12 protein-coding genes and 4 tRNA genes are annotated in these 16353 nt (G+C 62.3%); all 16 read left to right on the top strand.

From position 1 onward, the window contains the following. The first annotated feature begins 237 nt into the window (after positions 1 to 237). The 16 genes from birA (at position 238) to rpoC (ending at position 16349) form a co-directional block, all read left to right on the top strand. Positions 238 to 1182, top strand: a complete 945-nt coding sequence (birA, locus tag M8R19_RS12625) for a bifunctional biotin--[acetyl-CoA-carboxylase] ligase/biotin operon repressor BirA (RefSeq protein WP_249917952.1) — start codon at positions 238 to 240, stop codon at positions 1180 to 1182. Next, the gene (locus M8R19_RS12620; protein WP_249917951.1) at positions 1172 to 1921 is read left to right on the top strand and encodes a pantothenate kinase; all 750 of its coding nucleotides are present in this window, start codon (positions 1172 to 1174) and stop codon (positions 1919 to 1921) included. Before birA ends, M8R19_RS12620 begins: the two co-directional genes overlap by 11 nt. Positions 1922 to 1929: 8 nt before the next feature. Then, positions 1930 to 2613 carry an SPOR domain-containing protein gene (locus tag M8R19_RS12615; RefSeq protein ID WP_249917950.1) on the top strand — a complete coding sequence of 228 codons (684 nt, stop codon included), beginning with the start codon at positions 1930 to 1932 and terminating at the stop codon, positions 2611 to 2613. Between the two features lie 140 nt (positions 2614 to 2753). Beyond that, positions 2754 to 2838: transfer RNA gene (locus M8R19_RS12610), tRNA-Tyr, on the top strand. Between the two features lie 25 nt (positions 2839 to 2863). Then, positions 2864 to 2937: transfer RNA gene (locus M8R19_RS12605), tRNA-Gly, on the top strand. 18 nt (positions 2938 to 2955) lie between these two features. Beyond that, positions 2956 to 3031 (top strand) — tRNA-Thr (locus M8R19_RS12600). An 83-nt stretch (positions 3032 to 3114) separates the two neighbouring features. Beyond that, a complete protein-coding gene (gene tuf, locus M8R19_RS12595) occupies positions 3115 to 4308 on the top strand; it encodes an elongation factor Tu (RefSeq protein ID WP_009617114.1) in 1194 nt (397 codons plus the stop codon). Positions 4309 to 4361: 53 nt separating this feature from the next. Next, positions 4362 to 4437 (top strand) — tRNA-Trp (locus M8R19_RS12590). Positions 4438 to 4483: 46 nt separating this feature from the next. After that, positions 4484 to 4852, top strand: a complete 369-nt coding sequence (gene secE, locus M8R19_RS12585; RefSeq protein WP_074986527.1) for a preprotein translocase subunit SecE — start codon at positions 4484 to 4486, stop codon at positions 4850 to 4852. Between the two features lie 9 nt (positions 4853 to 4861). After that, positions 4862 to 5395 (top strand): transcription termination/antitermination protein NusG, encoded by a 534-nt coding sequence (gene nusG / locus M8R19_RS12580; protein WP_074986525.1) that lies wholly within the window; start codon positions 4862 to 4864, stop codon positions 5393 to 5395. A 119-nt stretch (positions 5396 to 5514) separates the two neighbouring features. Then, entirely contained in the window at positions 5515 to 5946 is a 432-nt protein-coding gene (gene rplK / locus M8R19_RS12575) for a 50S ribosomal protein L11 (protein WP_074986522.1), read from the top strand. Beyond that, the gene (gene rplA, locus M8R19_RS12570; RefSeq protein ID WP_074986520.1) at positions 5946 to 6641 is read left to right on the top strand and encodes a 50S ribosomal protein L1; all 696 of its coding nucleotides are present in this window, start codon (positions 5946 to 5948) and stop codon (positions 6639 to 6641) included. Before rplK ends, rplA begins: the two co-directional genes overlap by 1 nt. A gap of 204 nt (positions 6642 to 6845) precedes the next feature. After that, the gene (rplJ, locus tag M8R19_RS12565) at positions 6846 to 7346 is read left to right on the top strand and encodes a 50S ribosomal protein L10 (protein WP_009617123.1); all 501 of its coding nucleotides are present in this window, start codon (positions 6846 to 6848) and stop codon (positions 7344 to 7346) included. Between the two features lie 77 nt (positions 7347 to 7423). Beyond that, a complete protein-coding gene (gene rplL / locus M8R19_RS12560) occupies positions 7424 to 7792 on the top strand; it encodes a 50S ribosomal protein L7/L12 (RefSeq protein ID WP_009617125.1) in 369 nt (122 codons plus the stop codon). Positions 7793 to 8013: 221 nt separating this feature from the next. After that, complete coding sequence (gene rpoB, locus M8R19_RS12555) at positions 8014 to 12087, top strand: DNA-directed RNA polymerase subunit beta (RefSeq protein ID WP_074986516.1); 4074 nt, start codon at positions 8014 to 8016, stop codon at positions 12085 to 12087. A 62-nt stretch (positions 12088 to 12149) separates the two neighbouring features. Next, positions 12150 to 16349, top strand: a complete 4200-nt coding sequence (rpoC, locus tag M8R19_RS12550) for a DNA-directed RNA polymerase subunit beta' (RefSeq protein WP_074986514.1) — start codon at positions 12150 to 12152, stop codon at positions 16347 to 16349. The last annotated feature ends 4 nt before the right edge of the window (positions 16350 to 16353 follow it).

The raw sequence follows: 16353 nt of genomic DNA, 5'->3' as shown, positions 1-16353 counted from the left end.
GCGAAACCCATGCGGCCATGGCGATGGGTTTCGCTGTGCTCAACACCATCCTACGAGAAGCATCTTGCGTAGGGCGGATAACGCCCCAGGCGTTATCCGCCGTCGGACCATAACCGCGAACGGTTATGCGCCCTACAAGGGGCTCCGGGCATTTCCTGGTGTTTCGCCCGCCGATAGTGCATAGGCAAGCGGAAAGCGCCTCTATATCATGCGTGCCTTATTGTGGCGGGACGCGATATGCAGACATTGCTGAAACTACTGGGCGATGGACGATTCCATTCCGGCGAGGAGCTGGGGGCGGCGCTGGGTATCAGCCGTAGTGCCGTCTGGAAACGCCTGCAGGGCCTGGAGAGCGAGTTCGGGTTGGAGGTGCAATCCGTGCGCGGCCGTGGCTATCGCCTGGCCGAGCCGCTGGTGGCCATCGATCCGCAACGGGTCCGGGCGCCCTGGCCTCTGGACGTGCTGTTCTCGGTCGATTCGACCAATGCCGAAGTCATGCGCCGCCTGGATGCCGGCGCCGCCACGCCCTTCGCCGTGGTGGCCGAGCGGCAGACGGCGGGAAGGGGGCGGCGCGGGCGCGCCTGGGTGAGTCCGTTCGGCGCCAACCTTTATTGCACCCTGGGTATCTCCGTGAGGGGAGGGCCCAAGGAGCTGGAAGGGCTGAGTCTGGTCGTCGGCCTTGCCGTGGTGCGCGCCATCCAGTCGCTCGGCATCGCCGGTGTCGGCCTGAAGTGGCCGAACGACATCCTGCTCGATGGCAAGAAGCTGGCCGGCATTCTCCTGGAGTTGACCGGCGACCCTGCAGACCTGTGCAGCGTGGCCATCGGCATAGGCATCAATGTGAACATGCGTGCCGCGGAAGGCATCGATCAGCCCTGGACGTCCTTGCGCGAAGCCGCGGGGCGCCCGGTGGATCGCAACGAACTGCTCGCCGCGCTGAGCCGGGAATTGGAGTGGCACCTGGCCCGTCATCGCGAGCAGGGCTTTGCGGCCAGCCAGCGGGAGTGGGAGTCCTTCCATCTGTGGCAGGGGCGCGAAGTCGTGCTTTCGACCGCTGCCAAGCACATCGTCGGCCGCGCCTTGGGGATCGACGAGCTAGGGGCGTTGCGCCTCGAGGTCGATGGCGTGGAAAGCCGCTTCAGCGGGGGCGAGTTGAGTCTGAGGTTGTCTGATGATTCTTGAACTGGACTGTGGCAATAGCCTGATCAAATGGCGGGTGGTCCGCTCCGCCGGGTTGGCGACCGTTGCCTCCGGCGTCGCGGATTCCGATGCTGCGCTGCTCGAGCGGCTGCGCGGCTGCGAGGGGCTCGCGCTTCGTCATTGCCGTCTGGTCAGCGTGCGCAGCGAACAGGAAACGGCGTCGCTCGTGCAGGCGTTGAGCGAGGCTTTCGGCATAGACGCGAGCATCGCGCAGCCGGCCGAGGTCCTGGCCGGTGTCCGCAATGGCTATCGCGACTACCAGCGCCTCGGTCTGGATCGCTGGGTGGCTCTGGTGGCTGGCTACAAATTGGCGGGTGGTGCGTGCTTGGTGCTCGATCTGGGCACCGCGGTGACCTCCGACCTGGTGGATGCCGCCGGGCAGCACCTGGGGGGCTATATCTGCCCGGGCATGCCGTTGATGCGGAGCCAACTGCGCACCCATACCCGGCGTATCCGTTACGACGACGCGGCGGCTCGCGAAGCCTTGCAGGGGCTCTCGCCGGGGCGCGAGACCGCGGAAGCGGTGGAGCGGGGCTGCCTGTTGATGCTGCGCGGTTTCGTGCGCGAGCAATATCAGTTGGCCTGCGAGTTGCTCGGCGGCGACTGCGCCGTGTTCCTCACCGGCGGAGATGCCGAGCTGGTCAGGGATGAGCTGCCCCAGGCGCGAATCCTTCCCGACCTGGTCTTTACCGGCCTGGCCATCGCCTGCCCGCTGGAGTAATACCCCTCATGCGTTGGTTCTTTCTGTTCCTCCTGGTGCTGAACGCCTTCTACTTCATCTGGCATCAGCAGCAGACGCCCTTGCGGGCGAAGGAAATCGCGCCCCTGAGCCTGTACCGCAGCGAGCAGAAGAACATCCGCCTGCTCAGCGAGTCGCCGGAGTCCGCGCAGCGGCGCCAGTCGGAAGCGGCCGGGGCGCCGCCTGCACAGGAGAGCGCATGCCTCTACTTCGGCCCCTTCTCCGACGAGAACCGGGCCAAGGCGCTCGAACAGCGCCTCACCAGCCTCGACATGCACGTGAGCCGGCAGAAGATCGACGCCGCCGCCGGAACCGACTACTGGGTCTACCTGCCGCCCCTGGCGTCGCGCCAGGCCTCGCTCTGGCAGCTGCGTGAACTGCAGGCGCGCAAGATCGATAGCTACATCATCACCGAGGGCAACCTCACCGATGGCATTTCCCTGGGGATCTTCCAGAACAAGGATTCGGCCGACGCGGTCGTCGAGCGCCTGAAGACCGCCGGATACGATGCCCTGGTGCGGGAGCTGGGGCGCAACCGCCACGACTTCTGGGTGCAGATCGCTCCCGAGAGCCGGCGCCTGGCGGACGACACTCTGCTGCGTCAGCTGGTCGTGGACTTCCCCGAATTGCAACGGCAAACAATGCCGTGCAAAAGCGTTGCAACCTCCGAATAGTTTGCATAAAATGGCGCCCGCTTCGTAGGGGGGACCTGAAAGGGGATGTCCGCGAAGTCGTTGTCGAAGAGCTAAGCTCAAGTTTTTAAAGAAAAAACTGTTGACAACGCGGTGGCACTCTGTAGAATGCCGCCTCACTCGGAGGGGTTCCCGAGCGGCCAAAGGGATCAGACTGTAAATCTGACGTCTCAGACTTCGAAGGTTCGAATCCTTCCCCCTCCACCAGTTTCAAGCGTGAGCGTCAGGCTCCGCGGGTATAGTTCAGTGGTAGAACCTCAGCCTTCCAAGCTGATGATGCGGGTTCGATTCCCGCTACCCGCTCCAGACTTGCTGCTTATGTTTGCTCATGTAGCTCAGCTGGTAGAGCACACCCTTGGTAAGGGTGAGGTCAGCGGTTCAAATCCGCTCATGAGCTCCACTTAACAAAGGCAGATATGAAAGTATCTGCCTTTGTTTTATCGGTGATACGGCTTTCTCAATTCCTAGTGGGAGACGGTCAAAATGGCTAAAGAGAAGTTTGAACGTAACAAACCGCACGTCAACGTCGGCACCATCGGCCACGTCGACCACGGTAAGACCACTCTGACCGCTGCTCTGACCAAGGTCTGCTCCGAGACCTGGGGTGGCTCCGCTCGCGCCTTCGACCAGATCGACAACGCGCCGGAAGAGAAAGCCCGTGGTATCACCATCAACACTTCGCACGTCGAATACGACTCGCCGGTACGCCACTACGCTCACGTAGACTGCCCGGGTCACGCCGACTACGTGAAGAACATGATCACCGGTGCTGCCCAGATGGACGGCGCGATCCTGGTTTGCTCGGCTGCTGACGGCCCCATGCCGCAGACCCGCGAGCACATCCTGCTGTCCCGTCAGGTAGGCGTTCCCTACATCGTCGTGTTCCTGAACAAGGCCGACATGGTTGACGACGCCGAGCTGCTGGAACTGGTCGAGATGGAAGTTCGCGACCTGCTGAACACCTACGACTTCCCGGGCGACGACACTCCGATCGTGATCGGTTCCGCTCTGATGGCTCTGAACGGCCAGGACGACAACGAGATGGGCGTTTCCGCCGTGCGCAAGCTGGTAGAAACCCTGGACTCCTACATCCCTGAGCCGGTTCGTGCCATCGACCAGCCGTTCCTGATGCCAATCGAGGACGTGTTCTCGATCTCCGGCCGCGGCACCGTGGTAACCGGTCGTGTTGAGCGCGGTATCGTCAAGGTCCAGGAAGAAGTGGAAATCGTCGGCATCCGTCCGACCACCAAGACCACCTGCACCGGCGTTGAAATGTTCCGCAAGCTGCTCGACGAAGGTCGTGCTGGCGAGAACGTCGGCGTCCTGCTGCGCGGCACCAAGCGTGAAGACGTAGAGCGTGGCCAGGTTCTGGCCAAGCCGGGCACCATCAAGCCGCACACCAAGTTCGAGTGCGAAGTGTACGTGCTGTCCAAGGAAGAAGGTGGTCGTCACACCCCGTTCTTCAAGGGCTACCGTCCGCAGTTCTACTTCCGTACCACCGACGTGACCGGCAACTGCGAGCTGCCGGAAGGCGTCGAGATGGTAATGCCGGGTGACAACGTCAAGATGACCGTCACCCTGATCGCTCCGATCGCCATGGAAGACGGCCTGCGCTTCGCTATTCGCGAAGGTGGTCGTACCGTTGGTGCCGGCGTGGTTGCCAAGATCATCGAATAATCGATTGATCTTTCCCTCTCAGGCCGGCATAATGGTCGGCCTGACTTTGTTCTAGGCCAGTAGCTCAATTGGCAGAGCGGCGGTCTCCAAAACCGCAGGTTGGGGGTTCGATTCCCTCCTGGCCTGCCAAATTTCTCGACGAAATTTGGCATTTCTTCAACGGGATTCCCAGCAGATGAATGCGAAGGCAGAAGCCAAAGAGTCGCGTTTCGATATCTTGAAGTGGCTCTTGGTCGCAGTGGTTGTTGTGGTCGGCGTCGTCGCCAACCAGTATTACTCCGCTCAACCGCTCCTCTATCGCGTGCTCGGTATCCTTGTTCTGGCGGCTGTTGCTGGCTTCGTAGCCCTGCAAACCGTCAAGGGTCGCGCTTTCTTCACCCTGGCGAAAGAGGCGCGCGCCGAGATTCGCAAGGTCGTATGGCCGACTCGCCAAGAAACGACTCAGACCACCATGATCGTGGTCGCAGTAGTGCTGGTAATGGCGCTGGTGCTGTGGGGGCTCGATTCCCTGCTGGGTTGGCTTGTTTCCATGATCGTAGGTTAAGGGTGTTCCGTGGCTAAGCGTTGGTACGTTGTGCATGCCTACTCGGGTTACGAGAAGCATGTCATGCGCTCGCTGATCGAGCGGGTCAAACTGGCCGGCATGGAAGATGGCTTCGGCGAGATTCTGGTCCCCACGGAAGAAGTCGTGGAGATGCGTAACGGCCAGAAGCGCAAGAGCGAGCGCAAGTTCTTCCCCGGCTACGTGCTGGTGCAGATGGAAATGAACGAGGGTACCTGGCACCTGGTCAAGGACACTCCTCGCGTCATGGGCTTCATCGGCGGTACCGCTGACAAGCCGGCTCCGATTACCGACAAGGAGGCTGAAGCCATCCTGCGTCGCGTCGCCGACAGTGGCGACAAGCCCAAGCCGAAGACGCTCTTCGAGCCGGGCGAAACCGTTCGCGTCATCGACGGTCCCTTCGCGGACTTCAATGGCGTGGTTGAAGAGGTCAACTACGAAAAGAGCCGGATCCAGGTCGCAGTGCTCATTTTCGGTCGCTCTACCCCGGTAGAGCTGGAGTTCAGCCAAGTCGAGAAAGTCTGACTGGCACAATGCATCCCACACCCCGCAGCCAGAGGCTGCGGGGTTTTGTCGTCCTTGGGATAAACGCGAAAGCAACCGGGGAGCCCTTGTGGCGCTAGAACCCGTAACTGGAGTAGCACATGGCTAAGAAAATTCAGGCTTACATCAAGCTGCAGGTAAAGGCTGGTCAAGCCAACCCGTCGCCGCCGGTTGGTCCCGCTCTGGGTCAGCACGGCGTGAACATCATGGAGTTCTGCAAGGCGTTCAACGCCAAGACCCAGGGCATGGAGCCCGGTCTGCCGACTCCGGTGATCATTACCGTTTACAGCGACCGCAGCTTCACCTTCGAAACCAAGAGCACCCCGGCTTCGGTACTGCTGAAGAAAGCTGCTGGCATCAGCAGCGGTTCCAGCCGCCCGAACAGCCAGAAAGTGGGCACCGTTACCCGTGCTCAGCTGGAAGAGATCGCCAAGGCCAAGCAGGCCGATCTGACCGCAGCTGACATGGATGCGGCCGTGCGTACCATCGCCGGTTCCGCGCGTAGCATGGGCCTCAACGTGGAGGGTGTGTAATGGCTAAGCTGACCAAGCGTCAAAAGGCTATCGCCGAGAAAATCGAAGCCGGCAAGCAATACGGCTTCGAAGATGCCGCCAAACTGCTGGCCGAGCTGTCGACCATCAAGTTCAAGGAGTCCGTGGACATCGCCATCAACCTGGGCGTCGATCCGCGTAAATCCGACCAGGTCGTTCGTGGTGCCACCGTTCTGCCGAACGGTACCGGCAAGAGCGTCCGCGTTGCCGTCTTCACCCAGGGCCCGGCTGCTGAAGCCGCTCTGGCTGCAGGCGCCGACAAGGTCGGCATGGACGAGCTGGCTGCCGAGATGAAGGCCGGCGACCTGAGCTACGACGTGGTCATCGCCTCCCCGGACGCGATGCGCGTTGTCGGTCAGCTGGGTCAGGTTCTCGGCCCGCGCGGCCTGATGCCGAACCCGAAAGTCGGTACCGTGACCCCGGACGTAGCCACTGCCGTGAAGAACGCCAAGGCTGGCCAGGTTCGCTTCCGTACCGACAAGAACGGCATCATCCACGCCTCCGTTGGCAAGATCGATTTCGAGCCGGTCAAGCTGAAGCAGAACGTCGAAGCTCTGCTGGCTGACCTGAAGCGCCTGAAGCCCGCCTCCTCGAAGGGCGTGTACGTTCAGCGCGTGACCCTGAGCACCACCATGGGCCCGGGTCTGCAGATCGATCAGGCTTCCCTGGAAGGCTGATAAGACAAAGTCGGGTGGTGGGCCTGGCTCATCACCCGCAGGTATTGGGGTCCCTGCCTGGCGGGGGCTGTCCAAGACCGTAGGCGGCGCAAGCCTTAAACCACAAGCCTACGCAGATGGTGCTCCCGATTCGTTAACCGGATCAGACACCAAAACGCCGTCCGGCTCCGGCTGGACGAAACGGTAACATCCAGGAGTAAACCCGTGGCAATCAAACTCGAAGACAAGAAGGCCATCGTCGCTGAAGTCAACGAGGCTGCCAAAGCCGGTCTGTCCGCTGTCGTGGCTGATGCCCGTGGCGTGACCGTCGGCGCAATGACCGGACTCCGTAAAGAGGCCCGCGCAGCTGGTGTGTACGTGAAAGTCGTACGTAACACCCTGCTCAAGCGCGCCGTTGAAGGCACTCAGTTCGAAGTGCTCAACGACACGTTCAAGGGCCCGACCCTGATTGCTTTCTCCAACGAACATCCGGGCGCTGCCGCCCGTATCTTCAAGGAGTTCGCCAAGGGTCAGGACAAGTTCGAGATCAAGGCGGCCGCGTTCGAGGGTCAATTCCTCGCAGCCAATCAGATCGACGTTCTGGCGACCCTGCCGACCTACAACGAAGCCGTTGCACAGCTGATGAGCGTGATCCAAGGCGCTACCAGCAAGCTGGCTCGTACTCTGGCGGCTATTCGCGACCAGAAAGAAGCCGCCGCTGCCTAAGGCAACCGGTACGCTTTCAAACCTTTTTTGTTTAATCGATGGCGCGAGCGCCGTCACCCAATACAGGAATTAGAGTCATGGCTCTGACCAACGAAGACATCATCAACGCCGTATCCGAAATGTCCGTCATGCAGATCGTTGAACTGATCAAGGCGATGGAAGAGAAGTTCGGCGTTACCGCTGCTGCCGCTGTTGCCGCTGGCCCGGCTGTTGCCGCTGCCGCTGCCGAAGAGCAGACCGAGTTCACCATCGTCCTGGCCGAAGCTGGCGACAAGAAAGTGAACGTGATCAAGGTCGTTCGTGAACTGACCGGCCTGGGCCTGAAAGAAGCCAAGGCTGTCGTTGACGGCGCCCCGGGCGTGGTCAAGGAAGGCGCTTCGAAAGAAGAGGCCGAAGCTGCCAAGAAAGCCCTGGAAGAAGCTGGCGCCAAGGTCGAGCTCAAGTAAGCTCGCCCCTTGCGTCTACAGCCCGAGCGTCAAGCGACAGGCTGATGGCTGGTGGCTTTTGCCACCGGCCTTTTTCCGTTCTGGGTGGGGTGCCGACAGGCCCCTTCCCATAACGGAAAACTCCCACCCTCAGGGGTGGCGCAAACGCCAGGTTTGCACGATTTTTCGGCTGCTCCCGTGGGAGAGGCCAAACAAGCAGGTGACCAAGCTGGGGAACGCTGATGGCTTACTCATACACTGAGAAAAAACGTATCCGCAAGGACTTTAGCAAGTTGCCGGACGTCATGGATGTGCCGTATTTGCTGGCCATCCAGCTGGATTCCTATCGCGAATTCCTGCAGGCAGGTGCAAGCAAGGATCAGATCCGCGACATCGGTCTGCATGCGGCCTTCAAGTCCGTTTTCCCGATTATCAGCTATTCCGGCAACGCTGCCCTGGAATACGTCGGTTATCGCCTGGGTGAGCCGGCCTTCGACGTCAAGGAGTGCGTGCTGCGCGGCGTGACCTTCGCCGTCCCGCTGCGGGTGAAAGTGCGCCTGATCATCTTCGACAAAGAGTCGTCGAGCAAAGCGATCAAGGACATCAAGGAGCAGGAAGTCTACATGGGGGAAATCCCCCTGATGACCGAGAACGGTACCTTCATCATCAACGGTACCGAGCGCGTCATCGTTTCCCAGCTGCACCGTTCCCCGGGTGTGTTCTTCGACCACGACCGTGGCAAGACCCACAGCTCCGGCAAGCTGCTGTACTCCGCGCGCATCATTCCTTACCGCGGTTCCTGGCTCGACTTCGAATTCGATCCGAAGGACTGCGTGTTCGTCCGTATCGACCGTCGCCGCAAGCTGCCGGCGTCCGTCCTGCTGCGCGCGCTGGGCTATAGCACCGAGGAGATCCTCGATGCCTTCTACGCGACCAACGTCTACCACATCAAGGGCGAAGGTCTGCGTCTGGAGCTGGTGCCGCACCGTCTGCGCGGCGAGATCGCCAGCTTCGACATCAAGGATGCCGCCGGCAAGGTCATCGTCGAAGCGGGCCGCCGTATCACTGCGCGCCACATCAACCAGCTGGAGAAGGCTGGCATCACCGAGCTGGAAGTGCCCTTCGACTACCTCATTGGCCGTACCGTGGCCAAGGCTGTCGTGCACCCGGCTACCGGCGAGATCATCGCCGAGTGCAACACCGAGCTGACCGTCGACGTACTGGCGAAGATCGCCAAGGCCCAGGTCGTGCGCCTGGAAACCCTGTACACCAACGACATCGACTGCGGTCCGTTCATCTCCGACACGCTGAAGATCGACTCCACCGGCAACCAGCTGGAAGCCCTGGTCGAGATCTACCGCATGATGCGTCCCGGCGAGCCGCCGACCAAGGAAGCCGCAGAGACACTGTTCGGCAACCTGTTCTTCAGCGCCGAGCGCTACGACCTGTCCGCCGTCGGCCGCATGAAGTTCAACCGCCGCATCGGCCGCAGCGAGATCGAAGGTCCGGGCGTGCTGAGCAAGGAAGACATCGTCGACGTACTGCGCACTCTGGTCGACATCCGTAACGGCAAGGGCATCGTCGACGACATCGACCACCTGGGCAACCGTCGCGTGCGTTGCGTCGGCGAGATGGCCGAGAACCAGTTCCGCGTTGGCCTGGTGCGCGTCGAGCGCGCGGTCAAGGAACGTCTGTCCATGGCCGAAAGCGAAGGCCTGATGCCGCAGGACCTGATCAACGCCAAGCCGGTGGCCGCCGCGATCAAGGAGTTCTTCGGTTCCAGCCAGCTGTCGCAGTTCATGGACCAGAACAATCCGCTCTCCGAGATCACCCACAAACGCCGCGTCTCCGCACTCGGCCCAGGTGGTCTGACCCGTGAGCGCGCGGGCTTCGAGGTCCGTGACGTACACCCGACCCACTACGGCCGCGTGTGCCCGATCGAAACCCCTGAAGGTCCGAACATCGGTCTGATCAACTCCCTGGCGACCTACGCCCGCACCAACAAGTACGGCTTCCTGGAAAGCCCGTACCGCGTGGTGAAGGAAGGCCTGGTCAGCGACGAGATCGTGTTCCTCTCCGCCATCGAAGAGGCCGACCACGTGATCGCCCAGGCCTCCGCGACCCTGGACGCGAAGGGCCGCCTGATCGACGAGCTGGTCGCCGTACGTCACCTGAACGAATTCACCGTGAAGGCGCCGGAAGACGTCACCCTCATGGACGTATCGCCGAAGCAGGTCGTTTCCGTCGCTGCCTCGCTGATTCCGTTCCTCGAGCACGACGACGCCAACCGTGCGCTCATGGGTTCGAACATGCAGCGTCAGGCCGTTCCGACCCTGCGCGCCGACAAGCCGCTGGTGGGCACCGGCATGGAGCGCAACGTCGCCCGTGACTCCGGCGTATGCGTGGTGGCTCGCCGCGGCGGCGTGATCGACTCGGTCGACGCCAGCCGTATCGTGGTGCGCGTGGCGGACGACGAAGTCGAAACCGGCGAAGCCGGCGTCGACATCTACAACCTGACCAAGTACACCCGTTCCAACCAGAACACCTGCATCAACCAGCGTCCGCTGGTGAGCAAGGGTGACGTGATCGCCCGCGGCGACATCCTCGCCGACGGTCCGTCCACCGACATGGGTGAACTGGCCCTGGGCCAGAACATGCGCGTCGCGTTCATGCCCTGGAACGGCTTCAACTTCGAAGACTCCATCTGCCTGTCCGAGCGCGTGGTCCAGGAAGATCGTTTCACCACGATCCACATCCAGGAACTGACCTGCGTCGCCCGTGACACCAAGCTCGGCCCAGAAGAAATCACCGCGGACATCCCGAACGTGGGTGAGGCCGCGCTGAACAAGCTGGACGAAGCCGGCATCGTCTACGTCGGCGCCGAAGTGCAGGCCGGCGACATCCTGGTCGGCAAGGTCACCCCGAAAGGCGAGACCCAGCTGACTCCGGAAGAGAAGCTGCTGCGCGCGATCTTCGGTGAGAAGGCGTCCGACGTGAAGGACACCTCCCTGCGCGTGCCGACCGGCACCAAGGGCACCGTGATCGACGTCCAGGTCTTCACCCGCGACGGCGTGGAGCGCGACAGCCGCGCCCTGTCCATCGAGAAGATGCAGCTCGACGAGATCCGCAAGGACCTCAACGAAGAGTTCCGCATCGTCGAAGGCGCCACCTTCGAGCGTCTGCGTTCGGCCCTGGTCGGCGCCGTCGCCGATGGCGGCCCGGCGCTGAAGAAAGGCACCGAGATCACCGACGAGTACCTCGACGGTCTCGAGCGCGGCCAGTGGTTCAAGCTGCGCATGGCCGAAGACGCCCTGAACGAGCAGCTGGAGAAGGCCCAGGCCTACCTCAGCGACCGCCGTCAGATGCTCGACGACAAGTTCGAGGACAAGAAGCGCAAGCTGCAGCAGGGCGACGACCTGGCTCCGGGCGTGCTGAAGATCGTCAAGGTCTACCTCGCCATCAAGCGCCGCATCCAGCCGGGCGACAAGATGGCCGGCCGTCACGGTAACAAGGGTGTGGTCTCGGTGATCATGCCGGTCGAAGACATGCCGCACGACGTCAACGGCACGCCGGTGGACATCGTTCTGAACCCGCTGGGCGTACCTTCGCGTATGAACGTCGGTCAGATCCTCGAAACCCACCTGGGCCTCGCGGCCAAGGGCCTGGGCGAGAAGATCAACCGCATGCTCGAAGAGCAGCGCAAGATCGCCGAGCTGCGCCAGTTCCTGAACGAGATCTACAACGAGATCGGTGGCCGCCAGGAGAGCCTGGAAGAGCTGTCCGATAACGAGATCGTCGCTCTGGCCAACAACCTCAAGGGCGGCGTGCCCATGGCTACCCCGGTGTTCGACGGTGCCAAGGAGCGCGAGATCAAGGCCATGCTGAAGCTGGCCGACCTGCCGGAGAGCGGCCAGATGCGCCTGTTCGACGGCCGCACCGGCAACCAGTTCGAGCGTACGACCACCGTTGGTTACATGTACATGCTCAAGCTGAACCACCTGGTCGATGACAAGATGCACGCACGTTCCACCGGCTCCTACAGCCTGGTCACCCAGCAGCCGCTGGGTGGTAAGGCGCAGTTCGGTGGCCAGCGTTTCGGGGAGATGGAGGTCTGGGCGCTGGAAGCCTACGGCGCCGCCTACACCCTGCAGGAAATGCTGACCGTGAAGTCGGACGACGTGAACGGCCGTACCAAGATGTACAAGAACATCGTGGACGGGGATCACCGCATGGAGGCCGGCATGCCCGAGTCCTTCAACGTGCTGATCAAAGAGATCCGCTCGCTCGGCATCGATATCGAACTGGAAACCGAATAACACGTGACGCTAGAACGGTGCGGCGGTCAGCCGCCGCACCGGGTCCGTGAGGAGGAAAGGCCTTGAAAGACTTGCTCAATCTGTTGAAAAACCAGGGTCAAATCGAGGAGTTCGATGCCATCCGTATTGGTCTGGCCTCGCCCGAGATGATTCGTTCCTGGTCCTTCGGCGAAGTTAAGAAGCCGGAGACCATCAACTACCGTACCTTCAAGCCGGAGCGCGATGGCCTGTTCTGCGCCAAGATCTTCGGCCCGGTGAAGGACTACGAGTGCCTGTGCGGTAAGTACAAGCGCCTGAAGCACCGTGGCGTGATCTGCGAGAAGTGCGGCGTCGAAGTCGCCCTGGCCAAGGTGCGCCGCGAGCGCATGGGCCACATCGAACTGGCTTCGCCGGTCGCCCACATCTGGTTCCTGAAGTCCCTGCCGTCCCGTATCGGCCTGCTGCTGGACATGACCCTGCGTGACATCGAGCGCGTGCTCTATTTCGAGAGCTACGTGGTGATCGACCCGGGCATGACCACCCTGGAGAAGGGCCAGCTGCTGAACGACGAGCAGTACTTCGAAGCCCTCGAAGAGTTCGGTGACGACTTCGACGCGCGTATGGGCGCCGAGGCCGTTCGCGAGCTGCTCAACCAGATCGACCTGGAGCACGAGATCGGCCGTCTGCGCGAAGAGATTCCGCAGACCAACTCGGAAACCAAGATCAAGAAGCTGTCCAAGCGCCTGAAGCTGATGGAAGCCTTCCAGGGCTCTGGCAACCATCCGGAGTGGATGGTGCTGACCGTCCTGCCGGTGCTGCCGCCGGACCTGCGTCCGCTGGTTCCGCTGGATGGCGGCCGCTTCGCGACTTCGGATCTGAACGATCTGTATCGCCGGGTGATCAACCGTAACAACCGTCTGAAGCGCCTGCTCGACCTGGCCGCTCCGGACATCATCGTGCGCAACGAAAAGCGCATGCTGCAGGAAGCCGTCGACGCCCTGCTGGACAACGGCCGCCGCGGTCGCGCCATCACCGGCTCGAACAAGCGCCCGCTGAAGTCCCTGGCCGACATGATCAAGGGCAAGCAAGGTCGCTTCCGTCAGAACCTGCTCGGCAAGCGCGTGGACTACTCCGGTCGTTCGGTGATCACCGTCGGCCCGACCCTGCGCCTGCACCAGTGCGGCCTGCCGAAGAAGATGGCCCTCGAGCTGTTCAAGCCGTTCATCTTCGGCAAGCTCGAAGCCCGCGGCATGGCGACTACCATCAAGGCCGCGAAGAAGATGGTCGAGCGCGAACTGCCCGAGGTCTGGGACGTTCTCGCCGAAGTCATCCGCGAACACCCCGTGCTGCTGAACCGTGCGCCGACCCTGCACCGTCTGGGTATCCAGGCGTTCGAGCCGGTGCTCATCGAAGGCAAGGCGATCCAGCTGCACCCGCTGGTTTGCGCGGCGTACAACGCCGACTTCGACGGTGACCAGATGGCCGTGCACGTTCCGCTGACCCTCGAGGCCCAGCTGGAAGCGCGCGCGCTGATGATGTCGACCAACAACATCCTCTCGCCCGCCAACGGCGAGCCGATCATCGTGCCGTCGCAGGACGTGGTGATGGGTCTGTACTACATGACCCGTGAAGCCATCAACGCCAAGGGCGAGGGCATGGCCTTCGCCGACCTGCAGGAAGTCGACCGCGCGTACCGCAGCGGCCAGGTCTCCCTGCACGCCCGCGTGAAAGTACGGATCAACGAGAAGATCAAGAACGAAGACGGCAGCCTGACCGCCAACACCCGCATCGTCGACTCCACCGTCGGCCGCGCGCTGCTGTTCCAGGTCGTGCCGGCAGGCTTGCCGTACGACGTGGTCAACCAGCCGATGAAGAAGAAGGCGATCTCCAAGCTGATCAACCACTGCTACCGCGTGGTGGGTCTGAAGGACACCGTCATCTTCGCCGACCAACTGATGTACACCGGCTTCGCCTACTCGACCATCTCCGGCGTCTCGATCGGCGTGAACGACTTCGTCATCCCGGACGAGAAGGCGCGCATCATCAATGCCGCCACCGAGGAAGTGAAGGAGATCGAGACCCAGTACGCCTCCGGCCTGGTAACCCAGGGCGAGAAGTACAACAAGGTGATCGACCTCTGGTCCAAGGCCAACGACGAAGTGTCCAAGGCGATGATGGCCAACCTCTCGAAAGAGAAGGTCATCGACCGCGAGGGCAAGGAAGTCGACCAGGAGTCCTTCAACTCCATGTACATGATGGCGGACTCCGGTGCGCGGGGTTCCGCGGCCCAGATCCGTCAGCTGGCCGGTATGCGTGGCCTGATGGCCAAGCCGGACGGCTCGATCATCGAGACCCCGATCACCGCGAACTTCCGTGAAGGCCTGAACGTACTCCAGTACTTCATCTCCACTCACGGTGCTCGTAAAGGTCTGGCGGATACCGCACTGAAGACCGCGAACTCCGGTTACCTGACCCGTCGTCTCGTCGACGTGGCCCAGGACCTGGTAGTGACCGAGATCGATTGCGGCACCGAGCACGGCCTGCTGATGTCCCCGCACATCGAAGGCGGCGACGTGGTGGAACCGCTGGGCGAGCGCGTGCTCGGCCGTGTGGTCGCGCGCGACGTGTTCAAGCCCGGTGGCGACGACGTCATCGTGCCGGCCGGTACCCTGATCGACGAGAAGTGGGTCGATTTCCTCGAGCAGATGAGCGTCGACGAAGTCCTGGTCCGTTCGCCGATCACCTGCGAAACCCGTCACGGCATCTGCTCCAAGTGCTACGGCCGCGATCTGGCCCGTGGTCACCAGGTGAACATCGGTGAAGCGGTCGGCGTCATCGCCGCGCAGTCGATCGGTGAGCCGGGTACCCAGCTGACCATGCGTACCTTCCACATCGGTGGTGCGGCCAGCCGGACCTCCGCCGTGGATAACGTCCAGGTGAAGAACGGCGGTACCATCCGCCTGCACAACCTGAAGCACGTCGAGCGTGCCGATGGCGCGCTGGTGGCGGTTTCCCGTTCCGGCGAGCTGGCCGTGGCCGACGACTTCGGTCGCGAGCGCGAGCGCTACAAGCTGCCGTACGGCGCCGTGATCTCCGTGAAGGAAGGTGACAAGGTCGACCCGGGCGCCATCGTCGCCAAGTGGGACCCGCACACCCACCCGATCGTCACCGAAGTGGACGGTACCGTTGCCTTCGCCGGCATGGAAGAGAACATCACCGTCAAGCGCCAGACCGACGAACTCACCGGTCTGACCAACATCGAAGTGATGGATCCGAAAGACCGTCCGGCTTCCGGCAAGGACATCCGTCCGGCGGTGAAGCTGATCGACGCCGCAGGCAAGGACCTGCTGCTGCCGGGCACCGACGTGCCGGCGCAGTACTTCCTGCCCGCCAACGCGCTGGTCAACCTGACCGACGGCGCCAAGGTGCGCGTGGGTGACGTGGTTGCACGTATCCCGCAGGAAACCTCGAAGACCCGCGACATCACCGGTGGTCTGCCGCGCGTTGCCGACCTGTTCGAAGCTCGTCGTCCGAAAGAGCCTTCGATCCTGGCGGAAATCAGCGGCACCATCTCCTTCGGCAAGGAAACCAAGGGCAAGCGCCGCCTGGTCATCACTCCGAACGACGGTAGCGATCCGTACGAGGAGCTGATTCCGAAGTGGCGTCACCTGAACGTGTTCGAAGGCGAACAGGTGAACCGCGGCGAGGTGATCTCCGATGGTCCGAGCAACCCGCACGACATCCTGCGTCTGCTGGGCGTCAGCGAGCTGGCCAAGTACATCGTCAACGAGATCCAGGACGTGTACCGCCTGCAGGGCGTGAAGATCAACGACAAGCACATCGAGACCATCCTGCGGCAGATGCTGCGCAAGGTCGAAGTGGCCGAGTCGGGCGACTCCTCCTTCATCAAGGGCGACCAGGTCGAACTGGTTCACGTGCTGGAAGAGAACGAAGTGCTGGGCAGCGTGGACAAGTTCCCGGCCAAGTACGAGCGCGTCCTGCTGGGCATCACCAAGGCCTCGCTGTCGACCGAGTCGTTCATCTCCGCGGCTTCCTTCCAGGAGACCACCCGCGTCCTCACCGAGGCGGCGGTCACCGGCAAGCGCGACTTCCTGCGCGGCCTGAAGGAAAACGTGGTGGTCGGTCGACTGATCCCGGCGGGTACCGGCCTTGCCTATCACAGCGAGCGCAAGCGTCAGCGCGAGCTCGGCAAACCGCAGCGCGTGAGCGCCAGCGAAGCCGAAGCAGCACTGGCCGAAGCGCTCAACCTGAGTGGCAATTAAGCCT

The sequence above is a fragment of the Pseudomonas sp. R3.Fl genome (genome assembly GCF_023516765.1).
GTDB lineage: Bacteria > Pseudomonadota > Gammaproteobacteria > Pseudomonadales > Pseudomonadaceae > Pseudomonas > Pseudomonas citronellolis.
This window is presented reverse-complemented; position numbering and strand designations above follow the sequence as displayed.

Bases quoted from the DNA above. Each gene is read 5' to 3' on its own strand.
- birA (WP_249917952.1), top strand. From the start codon at position 238: ATGCAGACATTGCTGAAACTACTGGGCGATGGACGATTCCATTCCGGC.
- M8R19_RS12620 (WP_249917951.1), top strand. From the start codon at position 1,172: ATGATTCTTGAACTGGACTGTGGCAATAGCCTGATCAAATGGCGGGTG.
- M8R19_RS12615 (WP_249917950.1), top strand. From the start codon at position 1,930: ATGCGTTGGTTCTTTCTGTTCCTCCTGGTGCTGAACGCCTTCTACTTC.
- tuf (WP_009617114.1), top strand. From the start codon at position 3,115: ATGGCTAAAGAGAAGTTTGAACGTAACAAACCGCACGTCAACGTCGGC.
- secE (WP_074986527.1), top strand. From the start codon at position 4,484: ATGAATGCGAAGGCAGAAGCCAAAGAGTCGCGTTTCGATATCTTGAAG.
- rplK (WP_074986522.1), top strand. From the start codon at position 5,515: ATGGCTAAGAAAATTCAGGCTTACATCAAGCTGCAGGTAAAGGCTGGT.
- rplA (WP_074986520.1), top strand. From the start codon at position 5,946: ATGGCTAAGCTGACCAAGCGTCAAAAGGCTATCGCCGAGAAAATCGAA.
- rplL (WP_009617125.1), top strand. From the start codon at position 7,424: ATGGCTCTGACCAACGAAGACATCATCAACGCCGTATCCGAAATGTCC.
- rpoB (WP_074986516.1), top strand. From the start codon at position 8,014: ATGGCTTACTCATACACTGAGAAAAAACGTATCCGCAAGGACTTTAGC.